At 38.5% G+C, this 25329-nt stretch carries 24 protein-coding genes; 8 read left to right on the forward strand and 16 right to left on the reverse strand.

Features of this window, described 5'->3' with window-relative positions:
* The 4 genes from V7D82_RS00990 to V7D82_RS01005 form a co-directional block, all read right to left on the reverse strand.
* Positions 1 to 840 (reverse strand): hypothetical protein, encoded by an 840-nt coding sequence (locus tag V7D82_RS00990; protein WP_333599102.1) that lies wholly within the window; start codon positions 838 to 840, stop codon positions 1 to 3.
* Positions 841 to 899: 59 nt separating this feature from the next.
* Positions 900 to 3008, reverse strand: coding sequence for a ferrous iron transport protein B (gene feoB, locus V7D82_RS00995; RefSeq protein WP_333599103.1), 2109 nt, complete (start codon positions 3006 to 3008; stop codon positions 900 to 902).
* A 6-nt stretch (positions 3009 to 3014) separates the two neighbouring features.
* Positions 3015 to 3251: a FeoA family protein gene (locus tag V7D82_RS01000; protein ID WP_333599104.1), complete on the reverse strand. Its 237-nt coding sequence runs from the start codon at positions 3249 to 3251 to the stop codon at positions 3015 to 3017.
* A gap of 74 nt (positions 3252 to 3325) precedes the next feature.
* Positions 3326 to 4000, reverse strand: a complete 675-nt coding sequence (locus tag V7D82_RS01005; protein WP_333599105.1) for an SCO family protein — start codon at positions 3998 to 4000, stop codon at positions 3326 to 3328.
* Between the two features lie 140 nt (positions 4001 to 4140).
* On the opposite strand from V7D82_RS01005, the gene V7D82_RS01010 reads away from it, so the two are divergent.
* Positions 4141 to 6195, forward strand: a complete 2055-nt coding sequence (locus V7D82_RS01010) for a M13 family metallopeptidase (protein WP_333599106.1) — start codon at positions 4141 to 4143, stop codon at positions 6193 to 6195.
* Positions 6196 to 6224: 29 nt separating this feature from the next.
* On the opposite strand, the gene V7D82_RS01015 is transcribed toward V7D82_RS01010, so the two are convergent.
* From V7D82_RS01015 to V7D82_RS01035, 5 genes are read right to left on the reverse strand one after another with little or no spacing between them, the layout of a single operon-like run.
* A complete protein-coding gene (locus V7D82_RS01015) occupies positions 6225 to 6470 on the reverse strand; it encodes a CBU_0592 family membrane protein (RefSeq protein WP_333599107.1) in 246 nt (81 codons plus the stop codon).
* Complete coding sequence (locus V7D82_RS01020) at positions 6467 to 7270, reverse strand: SDR family oxidoreductase (protein ID WP_333599108.1); 804 nt, start codon at positions 7268 to 7270, stop codon at positions 6467 to 6469. The genes V7D82_RS01015 and V7D82_RS01020 overlap by 4 nt, the downstream gene beginning before the upstream one ends.
* Positions 7267 to 9654 carry a M20/M25/M40 family metallo-hydrolase gene (locus V7D82_RS01025; RefSeq protein ID WP_333599109.1) on the reverse strand — a complete coding sequence of 796 codons (2388 nt, stop codon included), beginning with the start codon at positions 9652 to 9654 and terminating at the stop codon, positions 7267 to 7269. The genes V7D82_RS01020 and V7D82_RS01025 overlap by 4 nt, the downstream gene beginning before the upstream one ends.
* A 10-nt stretch (positions 9655 to 9664) precedes the next feature.
* The gene (locus V7D82_RS01030; RefSeq protein WP_333599110.1) at positions 9665 to 10015 is read right to left on the reverse strand and encodes a hypothetical protein; all 351 of its coding nucleotides are present in this window, start codon (positions 10013 to 10015) and stop codon (positions 9665 to 9667) included.
* Positions 10016 to 10025: 10 nt separating this feature from the next.
* Positions 10026 to 10148: a hypothetical protein gene (locus tag V7D82_RS01035; RefSeq protein ID WP_333599111.1), complete on the reverse strand. Its 123-nt coding sequence runs from the start codon at positions 10146 to 10148 to the stop codon at positions 10026 to 10028.
* Positions 10149 to 10320: 172 nt separating this feature from the next.
* Between V7D82_RS01035 and V7D82_RS01040 the strand changes: the two genes are divergently transcribed.
* The 3 genes from V7D82_RS01040 (at position 10321) to V7D82_RS01050 (ending at position 11747) form a co-directional block, all read left to right on the forward strand.
* Positions 10321 to 10653: a single-stranded DNA-binding protein gene (locus tag V7D82_RS01040; protein ID WP_333599112.1), complete on the forward strand. Its 333-nt coding sequence runs from the start codon at positions 10321 to 10323 to the stop codon at positions 10651 to 10653.
* Between the two features lie 16 nt (positions 10654 to 10669).
* On the forward strand, positions 10670 to 11110 hold the full coding sequence (locus tag V7D82_RS01045; protein WP_333599113.1) for an HRDC domain-containing protein: 441 nt from the start codon (positions 10670 to 10672) through the stop codon (positions 11108 to 11110).
* A gap of 211 nt (positions 11111 to 11321) precedes the next feature.
* On the forward strand, positions 11322 to 11747 hold the full coding sequence (locus V7D82_RS01050) for a hypothetical protein (protein ID WP_333599114.1): 426 nt from the start codon (positions 11322 to 11324) through the stop codon (positions 11745 to 11747).
* On the opposite strand, the gene V7D82_RS01055 is transcribed toward V7D82_RS01050, so the two are convergent.
* The 3 genes from V7D82_RS01055 to metG are packed head-to-tail and all read right to left on the reverse strand — an operon-like array spanning position 11744 to position 15124.
* On the reverse strand, positions 11744 to 12367 hold the full coding sequence (locus tag V7D82_RS01055) for a chloramphenicol acetyltransferase (protein WP_333599115.1): 624 nt from the start codon (positions 12365 to 12367) through the stop codon (positions 11744 to 11746). The genes V7D82_RS01050 and V7D82_RS01055 overlap by 4 nt on opposite strands.
* A 2-nt stretch (positions 12368 to 12369) precedes the next feature.
* Complete coding sequence (locus V7D82_RS01060; RefSeq protein ID WP_333599116.1) at positions 12370 to 13056, reverse strand: HAD family hydrolase; 687 nt, start codon at positions 13054 to 13056, stop codon at positions 12370 to 12372.
* A gap of 10 nt (positions 13057 to 13066) precedes the next feature.
* Positions 13067 to 15124 carry a methionine--tRNA ligase gene (gene metG, locus V7D82_RS01065; protein ID WP_333599186.1) on the reverse strand — a complete coding sequence of 686 codons (2058 nt, stop codon included), beginning with the start codon at positions 15122 to 15124 and terminating at the stop codon, positions 13067 to 13069.
* Between the two features lie 107 nt (positions 15125 to 15231).
* Between metG and V7D82_RS01070 the strand changes: the two genes are divergently transcribed.
* From V7D82_RS01070 to V7D82_RS01080, 3 genes are all read left to right on the forward strand, one after another.
* Entirely contained in the window at positions 15232 to 16188 is a 957-nt protein-coding gene (locus V7D82_RS01070; protein WP_333599117.1) for a S66 peptidase family protein, read from the forward strand.
* The gene (locus V7D82_RS01075) at positions 16189 to 16548 is read left to right on the forward strand and encodes a YraN family protein (RefSeq protein WP_333599118.1); all 360 of its coding nucleotides are present in this window, start codon (positions 16189 to 16191) and stop codon (positions 16546 to 16548) included. It abuts the gene before it with no gap.
* An 80-nt stretch (positions 16549 to 16628) separates the two neighbouring features.
* The gene (locus V7D82_RS01080) at positions 16629 to 18806 is read left to right on the forward strand and encodes a M12 family metallo-peptidase (RefSeq protein ID WP_333599119.1); all 2178 of its coding nucleotides are present in this window, start codon (positions 16629 to 16631) and stop codon (positions 18804 to 18806) included.
* A gap of 52 nt (positions 18807 to 18858) precedes the next feature.
* Here the strand turns inward: V7D82_RS01080 and mfd are convergent, their stop codons facing one another.
* On the reverse strand, positions 18859 to 22221 hold the full coding sequence (mfd, locus tag V7D82_RS01085; RefSeq protein WP_333599120.1) for a transcription-repair coupling factor: 3363 nt from the start codon (positions 22219 to 22221) through the stop codon (positions 18859 to 18861).
* Positions 22222 to 22224: 3 nt separating this feature from the next.
* The gene (locus V7D82_RS01090; protein WP_333599121.1) at positions 22225 to 22818 is read right to left on the reverse strand and encodes a hypothetical protein; all 594 of its coding nucleotides are present in this window, start codon (positions 22816 to 22818) and stop codon (positions 22225 to 22227) included.
* Between the two features lie 152 nt (positions 22819 to 22970).
* On the opposite strand from V7D82_RS01090, the gene V7D82_RS01095 reads away from it, so the two are divergent.
* Entirely contained in the window at positions 22971 to 23909 is a 939-nt protein-coding gene (locus V7D82_RS01095) for an L-threonine 3-dehydrogenase (protein ID WP_333599122.1), read from the forward strand.
* Positions 23910 to 23974: 65 nt separating this feature from the next.
* Here V7D82_RS01095 and V7D82_RS01100 read toward each other — a convergent pair whose 3' ends face one another.
* Together V7D82_RS01100 and V7D82_RS01105 are read right to left on the reverse strand one after the other, a co-directional pair.
* Entirely contained in the window at positions 23975 to 24556 is a 582-nt protein-coding gene (locus tag V7D82_RS01100; protein WP_333599123.1) for a hypothetical protein, read from the reverse strand.
* An 18-nt stretch (positions 24557 to 24574) separates the two neighbouring features.
* A complete protein-coding gene (locus V7D82_RS01105) occupies positions 24575 to 25003 on the reverse strand; it encodes a hypothetical protein (protein WP_333599124.1) in 429 nt (142 codons plus the stop codon).
* Positions 25004 to 25329: the final 326 nt, after the last annotated feature.

Genomic DNA, 25329 nt, shown 5'->3' on the forward strand with positions numbered 1-25329 from the left:
TTAATTCAAATAAATTCCGCCGCCAAGCGAGATAAAATTATAGTTGGGCGAAGCAATTCTCAAATGCTCAAACCCAAGTGAAACAAAGTATCTGTTGGTGTGATACCTTGCTTGTATATCATAAACGTTGACCGGTTTTCCATTAATGGCACTCCATTTAGCCGCCGCCGCCAAACTGATGTTGTGACTAAAAAACATTTCGGTGTTGATGCCAAAAGACAACCCTGCTTTTTTCACATCGTTCCCTACATAACTTGCGCCGATAGTCCATCCTAAATTTACATTTTCAAACCGGACACGGTCGTAGCCCAAATTGAAATGAAATAATGAAAGACGGTCTGTAGTATTTGATAAATCATTCTTTTCATATAATTGATGAAAATCGGTCTGAACATAAAAATAATGGAACGGACGAATTTTCACTTTCAAATGATTGCCATACAATCGGTTGCTGCTGTACAGTAAATTATTTTCCAAATCAAACCTAAAATCTTTCTTTAAAGTATCGGCATCAATGCTTTTGTAATTTTCATAGTTGCCCGATTCTTTGTTGTAATAGGGATAATCCGTTAAGTTGTTGTATAAATGGTCTTCATTATTGTAATCGCCAATGAGTCCATATTTAAAAAACCCGATAGTAATATCTAACCAAATACAATCATCACTATCGTCATCATTTTTGTTTGAACAGGAGTTTGAATTAGAATGGTTGTTGCTGCTTGAACTTGAATTGCTGCTACTGGAACCTGATTTTAATTCACTTTTGGATTGATCTACTTTGGATTGACAGAAAGTAGCGTAACTTAGTAATAGGCATAAAATAGAGAAACGGTTCTTCATGGAATTTACTTTCATCATGGGCAACAAAAATCACACCGAAATTTTTCGAAAAAGCGCCGTTATTTCAAAAATTGATACGCAATCAGCGCCGTTACATAAGCAAAACCACTCATGAAAATCAATTGAATCAAAGGCCATTTCCAGGAATTGGTTTCTTTTTTTACAATAGCCAGAGTGCTGGCACATTGCATCGCGAAAGCATAAAAAAGCAATAAGGAAACGCCGGTAGCAAAATTGAAAACTTTTCCGCCGGTATCTTCATAAACCTCTTCTTCCATCCTGTTTTTGATGGTTTTCTCTTCATTATTATGACTTCCGACACTATAAATAGTGGCCAGCGTTCCCACAAAAACTTCACGGGCCGCAAACGAACTCACCACTGCAATGCCAATTTTCCAATCATAACCCAAAGGTTTTATAACCGGTTCAATAGATTTTCCAATAATACCTATATACGAATGTTCGAGCTTGTAGGAACTGATTTCGTCCTCAATATAGTTTTTGTCTTCCGCGCGGTTTTCGGTTTTTACTTTTTCCGCCACTACGGTTTCGGCTTTGTCAAAATATTTTTTAGGGCCGTGGGAGCCCAAAAACCAAAGGATAATGGATATCGCCAATATTATTTTTCCGGCACCAAAAACAAAGGATTTTGTTTTTTCAATCACATTGATGGCCACATTTTTGAAAAGCGGCAACTTATAATTGGGCATTTCTACCACGAAGTACGATTTGGTTTTCAGCTTTAAAATTTTATTCAAAATAAAGGCCGAAAAAATCGCCATTCCAAACCCTAAAAGATATAAAATCATCAGCGTTGCTCCTTGTAGACTAAAAAAACCTAACAGTCTTTTGTCCGGAATTATTAAGGCGATGATGATAGCGTAAACCGGTAAACGAGCGGAACAAGTAATGAAAGGCGTCACCAACATAGTAATCAAACGCTCTTTCCAGTTTTCGATATTTCGGGCACTCATAATCGCCGGAATGGCACAGGCCGTTCCTGAAATCAGAGGCACCACACTTTTTCCGGAAAGCCCATAACGGCGCATGATTTTATCCATCAAAAACACCACGCGACTCATATAACCGCTTTCTTCGAGCACCGAAATAAAGAGGAATAGGAACGCAATTTGCGGAATGAAAATCACGATGCCACCAATGCCCGGAATGATGCCTTCGCTGATTAAATCGGTGAATTCACCGCCGGGAAGATGGGTTTTGGCATAATTAGCCAAATTAGCGAAAGTACTGTCAATATAGGCCATCGGTACACTCGACCAATCAAAAATAGATTGAAAAATAAGCAGCAGAATTCCAAAGAAAATAGCGTAACCAAATATTTTGTGAGTAAGGACTTTATCCAATTTAGAACGCAAATCGGAAGCATTGGCAGTGTCAATTTCCTGCCCCACTTTCAGAGTATCATTGATAAACTGATAGCGTTTGATAGTTTCTTTTTGTTGCAGGCGTTTTAAGTCGGAATGCGATTTGGTGAAGGAACTCCGAATTTCATTTCGTTCCAGATTCAAAAAATTAACATCCTGTGTAATCACCAACCAAAGTTTGTACAACAACTGATTGGGAAATGCTTTTCGAAGTTTGTCAAAATAATCTACATCAATGCTTGAAGCATTCAGGCAAGGCTCTGTTGACAGCGATTTATACTCTACAATTTGATTTTTTAAATCGTCAATACCGATACCTTTTCGGGTGCTGACTAAAACGATTTTGGTTTTCAATTGTTCTTCGAGATATGGAATGTCTAATGAAATTCCTTTAGGTTTCATTCGGTCAGACATGTTGATAACCAATATGGTTGGAATCTCTAAGTCTTTGATTTGGGTGAAAAGCAGTAAATTTCGTTTCAAATTCTCCACATCGGTTACGACTACAGCAACATCAGGATAGAGTTTGTCGTTTTTATTGAGCAATAATTCGATAACCACATTTTCATCAATGGAGCTGGCGTTTAAGCTGTAAGTTCCCGGTAAATCAAGGATGTTGGCTTTAATATTGTTGGGGAGTTTGGAGAAACCCAGTTTTTTTTCAACCGTTATGCCCGGATAATTCCCCACTTGCTGATTCAATCCGGTAAGTTGATTGAACACCGAAGTTTTCCCGGTATTGGGGTTTCCAATTAAAGCAACAGTGATGTTTTGAATGCTCATTTTTGATTATTTCTCATGGAGTTCCACTTCAATCTCACGAGCTGTTTCTTTTCGGATTGCCAAATGAGAGCCGTTGTTTACATTCAAATAAATAGGATCGCCCAGCGGAGCAATTTGGATAATCTCCAAATCATTATCTGGCAAACATCCCATTTCTAAAAGCTTTAGCGGAATTTTATCCAAATCAACATAAGTGATCGTGGCTTTGTCTCCAATTTGTAATAAATCAACGGTGGTTTTCAATGCTTATTTAGATTGAATTAAGATTACAAAAGTAGCGATAAAAAAGGAATATAGAATGACAATTATCAGTTTAACTAATTTTTATCGTTTTCGCAAAGCCAATTGATATCGTCGATTAGTCGCTTGATTTCTTCTTTTTTGGTGCCGTCATAAAAACCGCGAACGCGTTTATGGGAATCTACCAAAACAAAGTTTTCGGTATGAACCATATCAAATAGCTCGGATGGTTTTCCAAGTTTTACGGCTAAATAAGATTTTCGAGCCAAAGTATAAATGTCTTTTTTGTCACCAGTTACCAAGTTCCATTTTGAATCGACAACGCCTTTGGCCAAAGCATATTTTTTTAAAACGGGAACGCTATCAATTTCGGGTGTTACTGTGTGGGAAAGCAACATAACTTTCGGATTGTGTAAAAAAGCTTTCTGAATATCAACCATGTTGGAAGTCATTTTCGGACAAATAGAACCACAAGTGGTGAAGAAAAAATCGGCCACATAAATCTTGCCTTCGTAGTCTTTTTGGGTAATCGTTTTTCCGTTTTGATTGATGAAAGAGAAGTTGCCAATCGTGTGGTATTTGCTAACATATTGCACGGTGCTGTCCACCAATTCAGGGTTGACATCAGCCGGATTGTAGATAGGCAATGTTTTTCCGGGTTTCAAAACATGGTAAAACAAGGAGATGGTTATAATCGAAAAAATTATAAAAGTTCCGATGAAAATTCTATATTTCTTGATAAGCTGCAGCATTCTTTTTTTTGCAAAAGTACAAAAGCAACTCCTAGTTTGTAACATTTCCAAAGCAATTAAGACATATACTTTAGTTAAAAAAATGTTTCTTTCCACAGAAACTATAAATTTGTATCAATTAACAAAAAACTAAACTATTTATGAAAATAAATACAATCTCAAAAACCTTGTTGACCGCAGTGGTTTTTACAGGAGTTTTGCAAGGAAATGCGCAGCAAAAAGCCCCGGGAATTAACACGGATTTGATGGATAAAACGGTAAGTCCAAAGGACAATTTTTTCCAATTTGTGAACGGAACATGGTTGAAAAACACCGCCATTCCTGCAGATAAAACCCGTTGGGGGAGTTTTGATGAACTACGTCAAAACACCGATAAAGATGCATTGGCCATTTTGAAAGAGGCTGCCAAAAATCCAAAATACAAATCGGATACTGATCAAGGGAAAGCCATCAGCATGTACAAATCGGCTATGGATACCGTGGCCAGAAACAAACAGGGGATTGCTCCGTTGAAACCGTATTTGACTAAAATTAATGCTGTTAAAAACATCAAAGATTTGCAAAAATTAATGATGGAAACGGAAGCAGATGGTGGTGGCGTTGGTTTCTTTGGCGTTGGTGTGGGTGCTGACGAAAAAGACAGCAACCGAAATGTGGTGAGTCTTGGACCGGGCGGATTAGGTTTGCCGGATAGAGATTATTATGTTTCTGACGACAAAGATTCAAAAGAAAAACGCGAGAAATATGTACTTCACGTTGCTAAAATGCTACAGTTTCTTGGGGAAAAACCAGAACAGGCTAAAGCAGATGCTGATAAAATTTTGGCTTTAGAAATTCTAATGTCAAAACCAAGATTAGACAGAGTAGAGCGTCGTGACAGCAAAAAACAATACAACCCAACAGCTATCAGCGATTTGCAAAAAATGATGCCAATAGTGGATTGGAATACTTATTTAAAAGGAGTTGGCTTTACAAAAATTGACACTATCATTGTTTCGCAGCCAAGATATATGGCGGCTTTGCAAACTATTTTCACAGAAAACAAAGTAGAAGACTGGAAAGCCTACATGCGTTGGATGTTATTGAGAGGTTCGGCCAATCAATTGTCAACCAACATTGAAACAGCGAACTGGGAGTTTTATGGTAAAACTTTAACAGGTGCCTTAAAACAAAGACCGCGTCATGAAAAAGCATTGCAAGTAGTAAACGGAACAGTTGGTGAAGCTTTAGGAAAGTTATATGTAGAGAAGATGTTCCCTGCGGAAGCCAAAGAAAAAGCAGCCAAAATGATTAAGAACGTTATTCGTGCTTATGAAATCAGAATCAATAATTTAACTTGGATGTCGCCGGAAACTAAACTGAAAGCGATTGAAAAATTAAACAAACTAACCATCAAAATTGGATATCCTGACAAGTGGGAAGATTATTCCGCTTTAGTTGTAAAAAGTCCGGAAGAAGGAGGGAGTTATTTTGACAACATCAGAAATGTATCGAAATGGCAATGGAAAAAGGATTTAGATAAATTAGGGAAACCGGTAGATAAAACCGAATGGGGCATGTCACCACAAACCGTTAATGCGTATTACAATCCGTCTTATAACGAAATCGTATTCCCGGCTGCTATTTTGCAACCACCATTTTACGATTATAAAGCGGATGAAGCTGTAAATTATGGTGGAATCGGTGCTGTTATCGGTCACGAAATCTCACACGGATTTGACGATCAAGGAGCCAGTTACAATGCTGACGGTAACCTTATTGATTGGTGGACAGCTGATGATTTAACTAAATTCACGGCCCTGGGTACTTCCTTAGCCGATCAGTATTCTGCTTTAGAACCACTACCGGGGACTCATGTGGATGGTAAATTTACTTTAGGAGAAAACATTGGGGACTTAGGCGGAATCAACGCTGCTTATGATGGTTTGCAATTGTATTTAAAAGAAAACGGAAGACCGGGATTAATTGACGGTTATACTCCAGAACAACGTTTGTTCATTTCTTGGGCTACCATTTGGAGAGGAAAGATTCGTGATGAAGCCTTGAAAAATCAAGTAAAAACAGATCCGCATTCACCGGCACAATACCGTGCTTATGTGCCTTTGTTAAACTTACAAACGTTCCAACAAGCCTTTGATATCAAACCGGGAGACGGAATGTATGTGGCTCCGGAAAAACAAGTTAAAATTTGGTAAGTTTCAGATACTAAATAAAAAACCTCAAGTTATGCTTGAGGTTTTTTTATGCTTTTTACTAAAGCCACTAAACTAATTAGTGCCCAGGTTCCTTCGAGAACCACAAATGGCCAAAACTTAATAAGATAGGATGAAAAACAGGCAATCCCGCCACCAAAAATATTCAGAACGTAAAATAGGATTCCGTCCTTTTTTATCAATGAAAAGATGTTTAAAAAATAGGCAATCAGAATCAGGCCAACGCCTACTGTTCCTATCATATCATTAGTGCTCATAAGGTTTTGTTTTTAAATGAATACGCTAAAACTGTTTCGATTTTAGTGCTTTCAATGGTTTTTCCAAAAGAGGTTTTGCTTTCCTCAAACTCGGGCAAAGGTAACTTTAATTCGATTGCTTTTTGAGTGTAATACTCTTTTCTGGTCGGATGGAAAGGAGTCACGGCATTGAAAACTTCGTCCCAACACTCTTGGGCGATGATGCTTTCCAAAATGCCAATGCAATCCATTTGATGAATTAAATTGATGGGACCTTCCGGGTTTTCCAGTTGTCGCCTTCCCGCTAAGAATTTGATGGGATGTCGGTTTTCACCAATCAATCCGCCAAAGCGGACAATGGTAGTTTGGAAATTTTTATGGTTTTGCAAAAGCGTTTCGACTTCTAATAATTGCTTGCCGCTTTCGGTATCCGGTTGTGGTTTTGTAGCTTCGGTGATTGTCGAATTATCATCAGAATACACAGCAGTTGAGCTGATAAAAATCACTTTTTCAACGGTAGATTTTTCAACAAACGGAATAAGCATTTGGATTTTGGCCACAAAATTTTCAGCGCTAATTCCTCTTAATTTGGGTGGAATATCAATAATCAGGATTTCGGAATTTTCGAGAAAGGAATGGATGGCTCCTTTGATGTCTGTTGCTGAAAGTTCCAATAAAAAAGCTTCAATTCCGGCATTTTCTAATATTGATATTTTCTCAGAAGAAGTGGTAGAGCCTTTCACCGAAAACCCTTTTTCCAGTAGTGATTTTGCCAAAGGCAAACCCAGCCAACCGCAACCTAAAATGCTAATTTGTCTCATCGGTGAATAGTGTCAACAGTTGCAGTTATACTATCTCTACTGTTTGAAACCCTTCTGAAAAGCGGTTTTTCTTCGATAACTTTTGGAGAAGCTTTTATTTTTTCTTTAATGACAACCGCATCGTTTAATACAAACGGCGTTGGAATCATCCAGGCTTTTCTTTTGGCAACACTGAACTGTGGGTTAGTCATCAAATCAAACGAACTTTCCAGCAACTCCAATTCTAATTTGTCTTTGGTGTTGATAGAAAATTCCAATTCCAATGGAAGATTATCCACCACATAATAACTCAAAAGTTTGTTGCTTTTTAGATTGATAATATTGGTTTTAAGGTCAACCGCATGAGCCCCGTTGGCTTTTAAATTATGGAGTTGTGTGTCATTTTTGACAAAAATATCATATCGGTTTACATGGCGGTTTGGTGTGATTTTGATGCGATACAAATGTTGGTTTCCTTTGACAGTGTCGCGTAAAAATTCAATGGTTGGTTTGGCAATGATTTTCACCGGAGCATCGGCCATAAAAGTAAATTCTGAACCGTATTTGCTGTATAATTTATACGTATTTAATGAAGTGGCCGCTAGTGGTTTATCGCCCAGATACGCTTTTGTCCATTCATCTAAATTCACATCATACGTGGCCCAATTGGCTTTATTGGTATCGCCATTTAAGATATAAACCAAACTGTTAGGCTTCGCTTTTTCAGGGGTATAACTTGAAGATTGATGCGCTTTAATAAAAAAGCCAAGCGAAATTAAAAAACAAAGCCCCGCCCAAATTCCCTTTTGGGAAAACGAACCGAAAATCGGCAATAATAAGGTAAACGCCAATACAGTCAATATGGAACTTCCAAACAAAATTTTCAATCCCAAACCTACCGGAAACATGGTTATAAACGGAACAATTAGTATCAATGTCGGAATGGCCAGCAGCACATTTAAGACCCAGCCCGATTTTTGCGTCAGCACAAAAAAGCCAAGCATCAACGAACTCGCCATCACCGGAATAATCATAAATCCGGCGCCTTGTAATTTTAAGGCAATGCCGAGATTAAGCAGCAACCAAACAAATAATGGTGCAACCATCTGGCTCATTTCGGGATTTCTTTTGCCGCTATTTTGGTAAAACAAAAAGCAAACCGCCAGTGTCAAACTTATAAAAGCATAAATATAATAGTGCCCGTTATAAGTAAATCCTTGGAGGATATCAGTGTATTGCGGATAGAAATTCAACAGCAATTTCCAACCTACATAAGTTACTAAACCGGCGGTTACTAACGAACCCAATAACGGTACAAAGCCTTTCAAAACTTCATCAATCCGCATGGCTCTTTTGCCCAAACCGATGAAAACAAACAATAAAAACAAACCAAAGGCGACCAATACCATTGGCAAAACCCAGGCAAAAGGATAACTCACAAAACCAAACGGAATGTTGAAATAGACTTGATCGTCAGTCGAATTTAAATCCGTCAAATCAGCATTTGAAAAATAATTCAGCAACGGAAACAAGTAAGTGCCTTGATGAGCTAGTGTTTTTTTGTCTAAATTTTGATAAGTATCTTGTGCGGAATGATAATTAAAATGATTGTCAATAAACGCAAAATTAAAGCCTTGAATTTTTCCTGCTTCTCTGAAAACAGTTAAATCGGTATCATTCGGTAACATTTTATAAATGCTGTACATCAGCGAATTCGAAACCGGGTACTTGGCTTTTCCGGCTTTGAACGCTTCTACCATTTTGGTATTGCCCTGATTGGTTTCCATCAGCATATAACTCGGCCCCGAAGAACCACGCGATTCGAAGTTTAATACCAATCCCACTTCCTTCGCCCATTGATGTTGTGTTACAAATAACGCTGCGCCGTTCAAACCTAGTTCTTCCGCATCTGTAAAAAGAATGATGATGTCGTTTTTATGTTGTGTTTTAGTGTGCAAAAATGCCCGAACACTTTCCAATATTGTCGCCACTCCCGAAGTATCATCGCTGGCGCCTTTGGAAAACGAATGCGGCGCACTGTCATAATGCGAAAGCAACAGCAATGCCTTGGTATTTGCAGAACCTTTGATGCGGGCCAAAATGTTTTTTGACTTTACCAAAGTGCCTTTTTCGGTCATCGTAAAACCTTCCTGAAGTGAGGTTTCTAAGCCAAGATTTTGTAATTCTTTTTGAAGGTATTGTGCCACCGCTTCGTGGTTTTTAGAACCGACAAAATGAGGTTGGGCTGACATCGCTTTTACGGTTTCTAATGCTCTTTGGGTTGAAAATTCCGAAAGCGGTGCTTCGGTTTTGTCATAACTCTGCGGCATCATACAATAAAAAATACCAAACACCAGTGCCACAAGCACCAACAGCGAATATATAGCAGTATAGTTTTTTCTCATCAGGATAAAATTAGTGTTCTTTTCTGACCAGCATATAAAAATCGTTTTCTAAAAAACGATAGCCTTGGTCATACACAAAATAATAAGTGTTTCCGTTGCCGGTATTCAAAACATTGGTAAAAAAATCAAAATCGAACCCTTTACTCAATAGTTTCGATTTGGTCGTTTTCGCTTTTCCTTCCGGATTTAGTTCCACCAAAATACGGTAATTTTTGCGCAACTTGTTGTTGATGTTCCGCATATAATTGGTGCTGTCCTTATTGATTTTGTTGTTATACGCATTGCGACAACCGTCGCTGCAGAACTTTTTGTCCTCGCGACCCACAATTTTTTCACCACATTCTAAACAAACTTTGGTCATATTTTTATTTTTAGGAGCGAATGGCTCGGGCTTTATCAGCGTTCCGTTTTCCTGCTGTCCGCTCTACTTCGGTGCCGCTTCCATCAGGGCTGGTTAGGAGTTGTCTTTTGTGTTTGTATGCTTTTTCTTCCATCAAATATAAGAAAATATTTCCGTTTACAAACGGTTACAAGTAGTTACAACCGAAAGTAAATGAATAACTACCGACTAATTTTTGCCGTTTGCCACAACTTTGCCTCGTTGATTGGAAACAACAAACAACACAGAAAATAATTTTTAACACTAACATTTAAATTGTAAACGCCATGAACGCCATGAGAAACAAAGTACAGTTAATCGGTCACGTAGGACAGGAACCGGAAGTGAAAATCTTCGACGGAGGAAAAAAAGTAGCCAACATCACCATTGCTACCAATGACTATTACATCAACGACAAAGGGGATAAAGTCGAACAAACGGAATGGCACCGGGTAAGTGCCTGGGGCAAAGTTGCCGACATCATCGAGAAGTATGTAACCAAAGGCAAGGAAATTTGCATAGAAGGGAAACTGACTCACCGAAGCTATGATGATAAAGACGGTACCAAACGGTATGTCACTGAAGTAGTCGCTAATGACATCTTGTTGTTAGGGAAATAACTCCTAAAGCTGAAGCATGAATATTAAGGTTTTTAATATCCGTTTAGCCAAAGAGTTTTGTCAAGCTGATCAAGACAAAATGAATCACTTTCTGGATTCGGTTGAGGTGAGATTAACATCGACCAATTTCGTGACTACCGGCACTACCGATTTTTGGTCAGCAGCAGTTTTCTATTTGCCAAAGGAGGCTAAAAAAGGAAATACAACCACCAAGCTTTCAGAAGAAGAGTTGTCCCAAGCAGAGCGTAATATTTATAATGCTTTACGCCTTTGGAGAAATGATTTGGCTGAAAAATTAGAGTGGTCTGCTTTCAGAGTTTGTCACAATTCGCATTTGATGGCCGTGGCCAAAACCAATCCCCGAAGCATTGAAGAGTTAGAAAAAGTAACGGGATTCGGAAAGGCAAGAACGGAGAAGTATGGAGAGGATATTATGGCCATCTTGAATGCGCTTTAAAAAGACAACTTCTGAAAGGATAAAGCGGTAAAGTGAAAATTTTGCCGCTTTTTTATTTTCAATTTCGTAAAAAATTAACGTAAAAAAAATAAAGTTGTCAACACGAAAACGTTTTCGGTAATAATTTAAAAATAATGGTGTAATCATTATTCGATTATTTGGTTACATTTATTTTATGTTAACTGTCAATAACATTCAAAATAGAGTTAAAATGCTGAATCCCATAGGGATTTTGGTGTTGTTTTTATTGGTGTCAACGGTTGGATTTTCGCAAGTTGGGATTAATACCACTAACCCATTAAGCACTTTAGATATTAACGGCAATCTTTCAGTTAAGGTTTTGACACTAAATGGAAGCGGCTCAACTACTTTGATTAGTGATGGCGTTTACCTTTCCTTAAATCCTCAAGCTACAGATCAGGAGTTTCAATTGCCCAGTCCCATAACTTATCCGGGGAGGGTTTATTATTTGAGAAATATCAACAATACTAATACGGCAAAACTTACTACTGCTGCCGGGAATTTTTTCTTCAAGCCTTTAACAAGTGGAGGAGTAGGAACTATCTATATGTATGATAACCATTATAGAACTCTGATGGTGGTAAGTGACGGTTCGAATTGGACGGTCTTTGATTAAGCATTCATCAGTTCCTGAAACAGTGCAACAAACTCCCCTATATGGTATCCGTCTAGCAAAGCGTGATGAACATGAACAGCCATAGCCATGGTTTTTTTGCCATTTTCTTCCATCATTTTACCAAACGAAATTTTAGGGCAACTATCCGGAAAAGTGAAACTTCGGGCATGTGAATAAGAAGTGAAATTTATCCAGGGCAAAGCTGAAAAATGAATCAGGTTGATAGCAAAATCACGTGTTATAAGTCCGGGTGTGACTTGAATGCGGGCAATTTCTTTTTTAGTGATTTCTGCAAAATCGGTTAAGCTTTCGGCATATTCCATCAGTGAAAAACCAAACGTTTTATCCTCGCGTAAAATCGTTGCCGAAGCGTCAATAGTGTCAAAGATATAAACTTCATCGTCAATGATTCGATAACGAAAAGGCTCGATAGTATTTACAGCCAACAAGGTTTTATGTAAATAATAAGTAAAAAAAGAAACGTTTAGCTCTTTCGCTTTTGCATAGGCTTTGGTACAGTCTATTGAAATAGTGATGCCAAAAAAAGGCTCTTCCATTTGTTTAAAAAACTGGAAATGCTCTTTTCTGTTCCAAGTGTCGAGAGGTAATTTTTGCTTCACAATTATAGTAAAATGTCTAACACATCTGATATTTTTTCAAGCGTTCTGAAATTGGGATGCTCTACTTTATGACTTATTTTTTCGTGTTCCCAAGTCGTGTGAAACGGAATATGAACCGCATAACCACCAATGCCCAAAACCGGCAACACATCCGACTTTAAAGAATTGCCAATCATAAAAAACTCTTCCGGTTTTATTTCCAAACGAGTCAGCAGTTTTTGGTAATTCAGTTCCTGTTTGTCGGCCATGACTTCAATGTGGTGAAAATAATGTCCTAATCCCGAACGGTGTAGTTTACTTTGTTGGTCTTTCAAATCGCCTTTGGTGGCAACAATCAGTTTATATTTTCCTTTTAAAGCTTCGAGGGTTTCTTCCACACCATCCAATAATTCAATCGGTTTTTGCAGCAATTCTTTTCCGTATTCGATGATTTTTTCAATGATTTCGATGGAAATAGTGTTGTTCGAAATTTTCATGGCCGCTTCAATCATAGAAAGGATATAGCCTTTGATGCCATAACCATACAAATCTAAATTATCGATTTCGGTTTTGAATAACTCTTGCGAAAGCGAATGATGCGACAAATATGCCGACATCAATTCACAGAATTTTTGTTCCGTTTCCTGAAAATACGGTTCGTTGACAAACAAGGTGTCGTCAGCATCGAAAGCTATTACTTTTAGATTCATAAATTATAGTTTAACTAATCAAAGCTCCATTATTCACACCATCCGCATCCGGATTAACGAAAACCAATTTGCCTTCGGCGTTGTTGGTCATCAAAATCATGCCTTGGCTATCCACACCACGCAAAGCTCTTGGCGCTAAATTGACTAGAACGGTTACGCGTTTGCCAACCACTTCTTCCGGAGAAAAATGTTCGGCAATTCCGGAAACTATTGTTCTGACATCAATTCCCGTATCAACTTTTAATACTAAAAGTTTATTCGCTTTTGGCATTTTTTCAGCTTCCAAAATCGTTCCGACACGCAAATCTAATTTCGAAAAATCTTCAAAGGTTGAAGTTGGTTTTTGCGGTTCGGTCACTTGGTTTTCCATAACATTGGCTTTTTTGGTGGCTTCTAATTTGTCTATTTGTTTTTGGATTTCGACATCTTCAATTTGGGCAAATAAGATTTCAGCTTCGCCAATTTGATGACCGGCAGGAAGCAAATCGGAAGTGGCTGTAACAGCATTCCAACCTAAAGTATCCACTTTTAAAATGGTCGACAATTTCTTAGCCGTAAATGGTAAAAATGGTTCAGCCAGAACACTCAAAGCAGCTGCAATTTGCAGCGCAATATACATTTGTGTTTGCACTCGAGCCGGATCTGTTTTGACCATTTTCCAAGGTTCTTCGTCAGCTAAGTATTTATTTCCAAGTCGGGCTACATTCATCAATTCGACTTGCGCTTCCCGGAAACGATAACGCTCAATGGAACTTGAAATCACCGCCGGATAGGCTTTTAATTCAGCTAAAGTTTGCTCGTCTACTTCTGAAAACTCATTTGGTGAAGGCACAATACCGTTGTAATATTTATTGGTTAACACCACAACTCTATTGATGAAATTACCAAAAACGGCAGCCAATTCATTATTATTTCTTGCCTGAAAATCTTTCCAGGTAAAGTCATTGTCTTTGGTTTCCGGAGCATTGGCTGTTAAAGCATATCGCAAAGCATCCTGTTTGCCCGGGAAGTCTTGTAAGTATTCGTGCAGCCAAACTGCCCAGTTTTTGGAAGTGGATAGTTTGTTGCCTTCCAAATTCAAAAACTCGTTTGCCGGAACATTATCCGGTAAAATAAAACTGCCTTCGGCTTTCAGCATGGCCGGAAAAATGATGCAATGAAAAACGATATTGTCTTTCCCGATGAAGTGTACCAATTTGGTATCGGCATCTTTCCAATACGGTTCCCAATTTTTTCCTTCGCGAGCTGCCCATTCTTTGGTAGACGAAATGTAACCAATCGGCGCATCGAACCATACATAAAGTTTCTTTCCTTCAGCGCCTGCTACGGGAACATCAATGCCCCAATCCAAGTCACGCGTCACGGCACGAGGTTTTAAACCATCGTCTAACCATGACTTTACTTGGCCTAGTACATTTGCTTTCCAGTCTTTGGCGTGGTCTACTAAAATCCATTGGGTTAAAAAATCCTGATATCGGTCCAAAGGTAAAAACCAGTGTTTGGTGGATTTTAAAATCGGAGTTTCTCCGGTTATCGTTGATTTCGGATTGATTAAATCGGTTGCATTCAACGTAGAACCGCAGCGCTCACACTGGTCGCCATAAGCTTCCGGGTTTTCGCATTTCGGGCAAGTTCCGGTTACGAAACGGTCGGCCAGAAATTGCTCGGCTTTGGCATCGTATAATTGTTCGGTGACTTCTTCAATGAAATCGCCTTTGTCGTATAATTTTTTAAAAAATTCGGATGCCGTATCGTGATGAATTTGGGCAGAAGTTCTGGAATAATTATCGAATGAAATTCCGAAATCTAAAAACGACTGGCGAATGATTCCGTCGTATTTGTCTATAACCTGCTGTGGTGTAATGCCTTCTTTTTTGGCTTTCATCGAAATGGCCACACCGTGTTCATCGCTTCCGCAAATGAAGGCTACATCTTTTCCCTGCAATCTTAAATAACGGGCATATATATCGGATGGCACATAAACTCCGGCCAAATGCCCAATGTGAATCGGACCATTGGTGTAAGGTAACGCCGCCGTGATGGTATATCTTTTTGGATTTTCTAACATACTGTATTGAATAGACAGCAAAAATAACTTTTTAGCCACGATTTTACGAATTAATTTTGGGATTTGTTTACTTTTGATTCTGCCAATTTTACCAATCCTATTGCTTAATGCGAACGATTTTTATTTTAGTTTCTCTAGTATCCATTGCTTCTTATTCTCAAAAAAAGATGATAACACCTCCATACTTACAAAAGGGCGACACGATTGCCATTGTTTCCACAGCGCGAAAAAACATAGAAGACAACTTAAAACCCACCATTGATTTATTGGAAGGCTGGGGTTTGAATGTAAAACTTGGAAAGACGATAGGTTTAGATTATTACCAATTGGCCGGAACCGATGACCAACGCGCAGCTGATTTTCAGGAGCAAATGGACAATCCGAATATCAAAGCCATTTGGTGCGTTCGCGGCGGTTATGGAACGGTTAAAATCATTGACAAATTGGATTTTACCAAATTCAAACAAAATCCCAAATGGATTATCGGCTTTAGCGATGTGACGGTTTTGCACAGTCATTTGAACCGAATGGGCATAGAATCCATTCACGGAACGATGCCGGTGGCCATTGCAAGAGCAACGGATGAAGCTAAAAATTCCTTATGTGCGGCTTTGTTCGGTGATAAATTGGACTATAAATTAGAGTGTGATGCCTTGAATCATTTGGGCAAAGCCAAAGGTGAGTTGGTTGGCGGAAACCTATCGATTTTATACAGCTTGCTAGGCTCGGAATCAGCGATTGACTGCACCGATAAAATTTTGTTTATAGAAGATTTAGACGAATACCTGTATCATGTAGACCGGATGATGATGAACTTAAAGCGCAATGGTTGTCTGGGCGGCTTGAAAGGAATTATAGTAGGCGCCATGACCGAAATGAAAGACAATGATATTCCATGGGGAAGAAATGCTTTAGAAATTATTGAAGATGCTGTAAAAGGATTAAATATTCCCATCATTTATAACTTCCCTGCAGGACACATCCGAGACAATCGCAGTTTGATTTTCGGAAGGCAAATTTCGATGGAAGTCACTGCCGAACAAAGCAAAGTAGTTTTTGAATAAATGGCAGAACACAACGAACTTGGTAAATATGGAGAAGAGCTGGCTGCGGGTTTTTTGCAGCAAAACGGGTATACCATCTTAGCAACTAATTGGACTTTTCAAAAAGCAGAAATTGATATCATTGCTCAAAAAGAAAATGTTTTGGCGATTGTGGAAGTAAAGACCCGTTCGTCTATTGATTATGGTTTGCCACAAGATTTTGTCAAGCCAAAGAAAATCCAACTGTTGGTTAAGGCCGTAAATGAATATGTGATTTCTAATGATTTGGATGTCACGGTTCGATTTGACATCATAGCCATACATAAAGAAGAAAACAACTATAAAATAGAACACATTGAAGATGCTTTTTATCATTTTTAAATAAAATAATCTTAAAAATGTCCTGAAAATCAATTTTCTTCTGAATTTCAATAACTTTACAAAAAAATAAAAAAACCTATATGAAAAAATATCTACTATTAGCTGCTTTTTTGAATTGCGTTGGTCTTATGGCACAAAATAAAGTGGCTGAAAAAGTATCAGAATTGCAGCGATTAAAAGCAAATTTTAAAACCATTTCGGTTCTTTCCCCAACTCAAAATGCCATCAATGCTGATGTGGATAAAGTGGTTAAAGATGCTACATTGGCTACGTTAAATGTTGCCAAAATCAATGAAGTTGTTGCCAATCAATATGAGTACATTGAATTAGAAATTCCTTATCAAAACCAAATCATTCCGGTGCTTTTGTACAAAGTAAATCCCTTTGCTGAAGGTTTTCACGTGGATACAGACAAAGGCAAATACATTCCCTATCAAAAAGGAGTTTACTATCGCGGAATCATAAAAGGCGAAACAAATTCGGTATCAGCCTTTAACTTTTTCAATGGTGAATTTAATGGGGTACTGTCAAGTTCTGAGTTAGGAAATGTGGTGGTAGGCAAATTAGAAAAACCCAAAAATCAAACCGACTATATTGTGTATTCTGATGCCAAAATGAAAGTGTTGAACCAGTTCGACTGTCATGTCAAAGAAGGCTATATTCCTCCGGTAAAGGCAAAGGAAAACACCAATAAAAGTACTCTTAGCAACAGATGTGTGACCATTTATTTTGAAGTAGATAATAATTTGTTTCTTGCCAACAATGGCGATACAACAGATACAACCAATTGGATGACATCGGTTTTTAATAATGTACAAACATTAGACAATAATGATGGAATTTCGGTAGCGTTGAAATCCATTTACATCTGGACAGATCAGGATCCTTACGAAGGAGTTGGGACTTCTTCTTCAGATTATTTGCAGGCATTTAACACTCAAACCCCTGTTTTTGACGGTGATCTTGGCCAATTGGTTGGAATAGATCCGGGTGGACTTGGAGGTGTTGCGGTTTCCATAGATGGTCTTTGTTCTCAAGAAAATTACAGTTATTCGGATGTGTTTTTCAATTACCTTAGTGTGCCGACCTATTCGTGGACAATTCAGGTAATTACGCACGAATTGGGTCACCTTTTAGGGTCGCCACACACACATGGCTGCTACTGGAATGGAAACAATACGGCTATTGATGGCTGTGGACAACAAGCAGGTTATCATGAAGGAACTTGTGCTCAGGGGCCAATACCTTCAGCAGCAGAAAAAGGAACGATTATGAGTTATTGCCATTTAGTTTCAGGAGTGGGAATTAGTTTTAACAATGGTTTCGGGCCACAACCTACGGCAGCAATTTTAAATGCCGTGAACAGTTCAACCTGTTTGAGCACAGATTGCGTAAATACGTGTATCAATTTGGTTGTTGACCTCACCATAACCAGTCTAAACAACAACTCAGTTTCTGTTACATGGAATGATAATGGTTCTTCCACTTCCTGGGAAGTGTCTGTTACTCCTTTTTCTTCTTCAACAATTGTATGGAATACAGTGAATACGAATAGCTATTCTGTTTCAGGATTAAGCCCAAACACTTATTATATAGTTCGGGTAAGACCAATGTGTACCGGTGCAGCAGTGGCAGCAAGCAGAGATAAAATATTTGCTACAACCAATACTAATCTTTGCAGTTTTGCTTTTACGGATACAGGAGGGACAACGGCTAATTATACGAATATGGAATCATGGGTAAGAACCATGATGCCAACAGGTACCGGATTAAAAATAAAAGTGACTTTCTCAAGTTTCCGATTGGAAGATACGTATGACTTCTTATACATCTACAATGGTTCCGATGAGTATTTTACCGACTTGACAAACGGGGGTCTTACCGGCTATTCTTTGCCTCCTTCCTATACCTCAACAGCGACGAGTGGTGCTTTAACGTTTAAATTTGTTTCAGATCAATTAGAAAATGATACGGGATGGAATGCTACAATTTCTTGTACGGGTACATTGGGGGAAGTGAGTAATGATTACCTTGATTTCAGCTATTATCCCAATCCAACCAATGGAAAAGTATTCATCAATTCTAAAGATGCCATTACCGAAATTACAGTTTACAATGTCGAAGGACAATTACTGTTTAGTCAAAAACTGAATGAACTAAGTACCAATGTTGACATTTCTCAGTTTGCAGCCGGAACGTATTTCTTCAAATTAAAATTCAATAATCAACAAGCCAATTTTAAGGTTTTGAAAATGTAATTTCATATGTATTTGATATAAAAAAGCCACTCGTTTTGAGTGGCTTTTTTAGTTATTGTTTCATCAATTCCATATATTCTAATGCTCTCGAAATTGATTTTACATTTTCGAAAGTGAGCAATAACCGCAAACCATTTTTGGTTTCTTTCTCTTTCATTTTACAAAGGTTGCCATGTTGTTGTACAAATTGCAACATGTGTCGGAATTGCTTCGAATTGTAATAAGCCGATTGCTGGTCAGAAACAAAATAACCAATCAGTTTGCCTTGTTTCATCACGATTCTTTCGATGCCCATTTGTGTTGCAATCCATTTGATGCGAATGCTGTTGAGTAAGGCTTTAGCTTCTTTGGGTAACACACCAAAACGGTCAATCAGTTTGGTTTCGTAGGCAATTAAACCGGCTTCGTCTTTTATGGTGCCCAATTCATTATACAAATTCAAACGCTCCGAAATATTGTTGATGTATTCATCCGGAAACAGTAATTCGAAATCGGTGTCAATCTGTAAATCTTTGACGTATTCTTTGTTTTCATCTTCGTTTTCTTCCTGATACAAGTCTTTGAATTCGTTTTCTTTCAACTCTTCAATGGCTTCGTTCATAATTTTCTGGTAGGTTTCAAAACCAATTTCGTTGATAAAACCACTTTGTTCTCCGCCCAACAAATCTCCCGCTCCTCGAATTTCTAAATCCTTCATGGCAATGTTAAATCCGCTTCCCAGTTCGCTGAATTGCTCCAAAGCCTGAATGCGTTTTCGGGCATCATCGGTCATGGCAGAATAGGGTGGACAGATGAAATAACAGAAAGCTTTTTTATTGCTACGACCAACGCGACCACGCATTTGATGCAAATCAGACAACCCAAAATTATTAGCATTATTGATGAAAATGGTGTTCGCATTCGGGACATCCAATCCACTTTCGATAATGGTGGTGGCCACCAAAACATCAAAATCACCATTCATAAATCCGAGCATCAATTCCTCCAGCTTTGTGCCTTCCATTTGGCCGTGACCAATGCCAACGCGTGCATCAGGAACCAATCGTTGAATCATGCCAGCAATTTCCTTGATGTTTTCAATTCTATTATTGATGAAAAACACTTGACCGTTTCTTTGAATTTCATACGAAATCGCATCGCGAATCAACTCTTCATTAAACCCAACTACTTGTGATTCGATGGGATATCGGTTTGGTGGCGGTGTGGTAATGACTGATAAATCGCGGGCCGCCATCAATGAAAACTGTAATGTTCTCGGAATTGGCGTGGCTGTTAAAGTCAGTGTATCGACATTCGCTGCTATAGTTTTCAATTTGTCTTTTACGTTGACACCGAATTTTTGTTCTTCGTCCACAATCAACAAACCTAAATCCTTGAATTGTACATTTTTGTTGACCAATTGGTGCGTGCCAATGATAATGTCCAATTTCCCGGAAGCCAATTCTTCCAAGGTTTGCGCTTTTTGTTTGGCAGTTCGGAAACGGTTTAAATAACCCACTTTTACCGGCATTTCTTTTAATCGTTCGGTAAAGGTTCTATAATGTTGGTAAGCCAAAATGGTTGTCGGCACTAAGATCGCGACTTGTTTGCTATTGTCTACCGCTTTGAAAGCCGCACGTATGGCGACTTCTGTTTTCCCAAAACCTACATCACCACAGACTAATCGGTCCATCGGACGGTCTTTTTCCATATCGGCTTTGACATCTTGCGTGGCGGTAATTTGGTCGGGCGTATCTTCGTAGATAAACGAACTTTCTAATTCTTTTTGCAAATAACTATCCGGCGCAAATTGGAAGCCTTTTTCCAATCTCCGCTTGGCGTATAATTGAATTAAGTTGAAGGCAATGTGTTTGACACGTGCCTTGGTCTTTTGTTTTAAAACTTTCCAAGCATTAGAACCGAGTTTGTAAATCTTCGGCGGCGTGCCGTCTTTACCGTTGTATTTAGAGATTTTATGGAGCGAATGAATGCTTACATACACGATGTCATTATCGGCATAAACCAGTTTAATGGCTTCCTGTGTTTTGCCTTCGACCTGAATTTTTTGCAAGCCACCAAACTTCCCGATTCCGTGGTCAATATGTGTTACATAATCGCCAACGGATAAGGAATTCAGTTCTTTTAAAGTGAGTGTTTGCTTTTTGGAATAACCGTTTTTGATGCTGAATTTGTGATACCGCTCAAAAATCTGATGATCCGTATAGCAGGCAATTTGGTTTTCTTCGTCAATGAAACCTTGGTATAATGAAGCTACAATCGTATGATATTGTTTCCGGATATTCTCGTGATTTTCTTCGTCTAAACTTTCAAAAATGTCGTGAAAACGATTGGCCTGACCTTCATTGGCACAATACAAATAATTGGTATAGCCGTTAAAATGATTATCGCTCAAATTGTTCAGCAGCAAATCAAATTGCTTGTTAAACGAAGGCTGAGGTTGTATGTGGTATTCGAAAGTCTTAGTCGTTTTGAACAGCGGTTTGTTCGATAATTCGATGATGGAAAAATCTAACGCTTTGCGCAAAAAGCCTTCTTGGTTTAAGAACAAATGTTGGGGTGCGGCGTGTTTGACGTCTTTCGATAATTTATCAAAAGTTTCTATCGCTTTCGCGAAAAGTTTATCCAGTTGCGAAGTTAAAAACTCAGTGTTTTCAATACATAAAACGGTTTTGTCGCTGATGTAGTCGAGGAAACTTTCGCGGTTTTCCTTGATGAATTTATTCTCCAGATTAGGGATAATGGTAATCTTACTTTGCTTTTCTACCGAAAGTTGGGTTTCTACGTCAAACGTTCGGATGCTGTCGACTTCATTGCCAAAAAACTCAATACGATACGGATTGTCATTGGAAAACGAAAAGACATCCAAGATTCCGCCACGGACGGAAAACTCTCCCGGTTCGGTTATAAAATCGACCCGTTTGAATTCGTATTCAAATAAGACTTCATTGATAAAATCAATAGAAACATTATCGCCAACCGCAACCTTTAAGGTGTTTTTGTCGAGCTCTTTTCGCGTTACTACTTTTTCAAAAAGAGCTTCAGGATAAGTAACAATAACCGCCGGTTTTTTACGGGAATTAATTCGGTTTAACACTTCGGAACGCAACAATACATTGGCATTGTCGGTTTCTTCAATTTGGTACGGACGACGATAGGAACTCGGATAAAACAGTACGTCATTGGCGCCAATCATTTGTTCCAAATCATTGAGAATGTATGCCGCTTCTTCTTTTTCGTTGAGAATTAACAAAAACGGTTTGTCACTCTTTTTAAAAATGGCCTGAAATACAAATGACAACGAAGAGCCCGAAAGTCCTTTCAGTTGTGTTTTGCTCAAAGGATTTTCCAGCGCATCCGCAATTTGTTTGACTTTCGCCGAATGCAGATAACTGTTGTATAAAGAGTTTTGACTCAAAATTTATTTTATGATTTTCGTATTTGGGTTGGTTGGAATGGCGCGCGTGGTGTCTAACATTCTCAGCATATCATTTTCACCGTCTTCTATTTTGATTTGCTTTTTGACCACAATTTCGTCTAATTGTTGCTGGAAGGATACCAATTCAGTATTGATTTCTTGTACCAACTGCACTATTTTTTGATCCGGAATTTGATTGAGATGAATGTACAGGTTTATCGAATTTATTTTGGTGGCAATCACTTGAATTCGACTTTTTGTTTCGGGCAAATCATAGATAATCGGGATGTTTTTGTTTAAATCATCGGCTCTTTTGGAAAGAGTTTTGGCTTTTTGTTGGAAAGCGCCAATAGTGCTTTTGGGTTTTTGTGCCAATTCATTCAAAAAAACCCGCCATTCTGCCCAATTACTGGTTAGCGATCGCGATGTTGAGTTGATGGGTTGTGCCTTAAAGTTCCAGCCTTTATTGATGTTGTTGAAGATAACCTCTCTTTTTTGCGCTGCTTTTTCTTGCTCCAAGGCACGAAGTTTTGGGTCTTCTTGACAGGAAGTCAGGAAGACTAAAAATAAAAAAAGTGCGGAAAAGGTATTTCTCATGGCTGAAAATTAAAGAAACAAAGGTACAAAGGTAAACGGAAACTTCTTTATGAGACCGTTAATGAGATGATAAATTTGTTAAAAAGCTACTGGTATTTAACAGTCAGCACTTTTTGAAAAACGTATCTTTGTACGACAAACAAACTAACTACATGAACACAAAAATCCTAATTATTGGTGCCTGCGGACAAATTGGAACGGAGCTGACCAAAAAACTGAGAAGCATTTACGGCGTTGATAATGTTATTGCTTCCGATATTCGGAAACTGAATATTGATATTGTCAATGAAGGCATATTTGAAGTGGTAAACGCTTTAGATTTTAACCAAATTGAACATTTGGTAGAGCAATACCAAATCACCGATATTTATCTGATGGCCGCTTTACTTTCGGCAACGGCAGAAAAGAATCCGGCGTTTGCGTGGGATTTGAACATGAATTCTCTTTTTCACGTGTTGAATTTGGCGAAAGCCAAAAAAATAAAAAAGATATTCTGGCCCTCGAGCATAGCGGTTTTTGGTCCTACAACGCCAAGAAGTAACACCCCGCAATTCACCATTATGGAGCCTACCACTGTTTACGGCATCAGTAAACAAACCGGGGAAAGATGGTGTGAATACTATCATAATATTTATGGTGTGGATGTGCGAAGCATTCGGTATCCGGGTTTAATCAGCTGGTCCACGGAACCGGGCGGAGGTACAACGGATTATGCGGTGGATATTTACCACAAAGCTCTGAAAGACGGAAAGTATGAGTGTTTCCTTTCGGAAGAAACTGCTTTGCCAATGATGTATATGGACGATGCGATTACTGCTACGGTAGAAATCATGCAGGCTCCGAGCGAGAATATTAAAATTCGTTCTTCGTATAATTTAGCCGGAGTGAGTTTTACACCAAAAGAAATTGCGGCCGAAATCAAAAAGCACATTCCCGATTTCACCATTTCGTATAAACCTGATTTCCGTCAGAAGATTGCGGATAGTTGGCCGGCTTCTATTGATGATAGTGCTGCGCAACACGATTGGAACTGGAAGCACAAATTTGACTTAGCTTCAATGACCGTTGAAATGCTCGAAAATCTGAAATAAATACCAATAAAAAAGGCTGTCCTGAGAACCAAGGCAGCCTTTTCATCTTAAACAAAACAAAACCTTTATTGTTGAACTATAGTAGGTCTTAAGGATTCTAAAACAGCTACGATATCAGTATAAAGTTGGGTATTCGCGGCAACGCCATTTTGCACGGCTGCGGCACCAACATACCCTTCAAATTTAGTGTAGTTAGCGGCATTAGCTTTTACACCCATTCTTGAGTTGACAGCTGGATTGTGCGCATCGGCCATAGAAAGTCCTGAATAGGTATTTACGGCATTGGTCCCTCCGGTATTGAAGGAGAAAAAGTCGGTTAGATTATCTGATAATTCAGCCAGATTTGTAGTTTGTGTAGCTCCAGTTTCAGCCAAAAGTGGGGCGAAGTGAGCACTTAAATTTCCAGAAGCGTTAGATTGAATATCGGCTACAATTAAACCAATAGTGGTGTTTACCACTTTGCGGTAACTTAAACGGCCTTGTTCAATCATTTGTCCGGGATTGTCCGGATCTGAAACCATAGTTGTACCTCCTAATCTTTGGTAGATGGAAGGTGTTGCGGCTGTTGAGTCATCTTTGCTGCAAGAAGTGAAGACTGATGCTCCGATTACTAGTGCACAGAGTGCGAATTTTGAAAACTTTGTCATAACAATATATTTAATAGATTAATTAAAAATTCCTTGAATAAACTTGGTGAACTTGTAGCTGATGCCGTCCTTTTTCATCACCGGACAAACTTGTTTGTTGGCTAAGTTCGCAGGTAAAATAAAGCGTTCGGCCTTGTAGTTTCCTTTGGCCATTAATTCATTGTATACTTTTTTGGAGTCGGCTATGCGGTTGTCATGGAAATAAACAACTACGTTTCTTTTTACGATAATTTCGTCTTTTACACCGGCAATGGTGTGCAATTTTTGTTTGATGTCAATGGTGCTCAACGAGTCAAAAGGTTTGTCAAAATCAATTCGGCTTACCTGAATGGTGGCATTTTCTATGGGTTTGGCAGTTGCAATATGGTAAACCAATATGATGAATAGGAGCAGGACAAATCCCAAGATGCTCAGTAGTGCTATTTTTACTTTCTTATTAATACTCATGATGTTTTGTGTTTTTGTTTATGAAGTGATTTACGAGGAAAGTATTTGGTTGGTTTTATAAAAGCTAAAAAAATATTTTGGGCGGCTCTTTTGTGGAAGTGAAGTATATAAATCGAAAAGCACTACGGTTTATCACAGTAGTGCTTTTCTTTCTAAACAAAACTAACCAAACATCAAGTATTCTTCGGGGGATAATTACTTGTTAAGGAATGAAAAGTTGAGTCGTTTTTACATCGGAGCTGAAAAGGCCATGTAGAAAACTAGGATAACTAATGAAAACATCACTAAAACTAGGATGGTTCCAAATAACCCGTTAATTTTTTTGT

The sequence above is a fragment of the Flavobacterium sp. genome, assembly GCF_036741995.1.
Lineage (GTDB): Bacteria > Bacteroidota > Bacteroidia > Flavobacteriales > Flavobacteriaceae > Flavobacterium.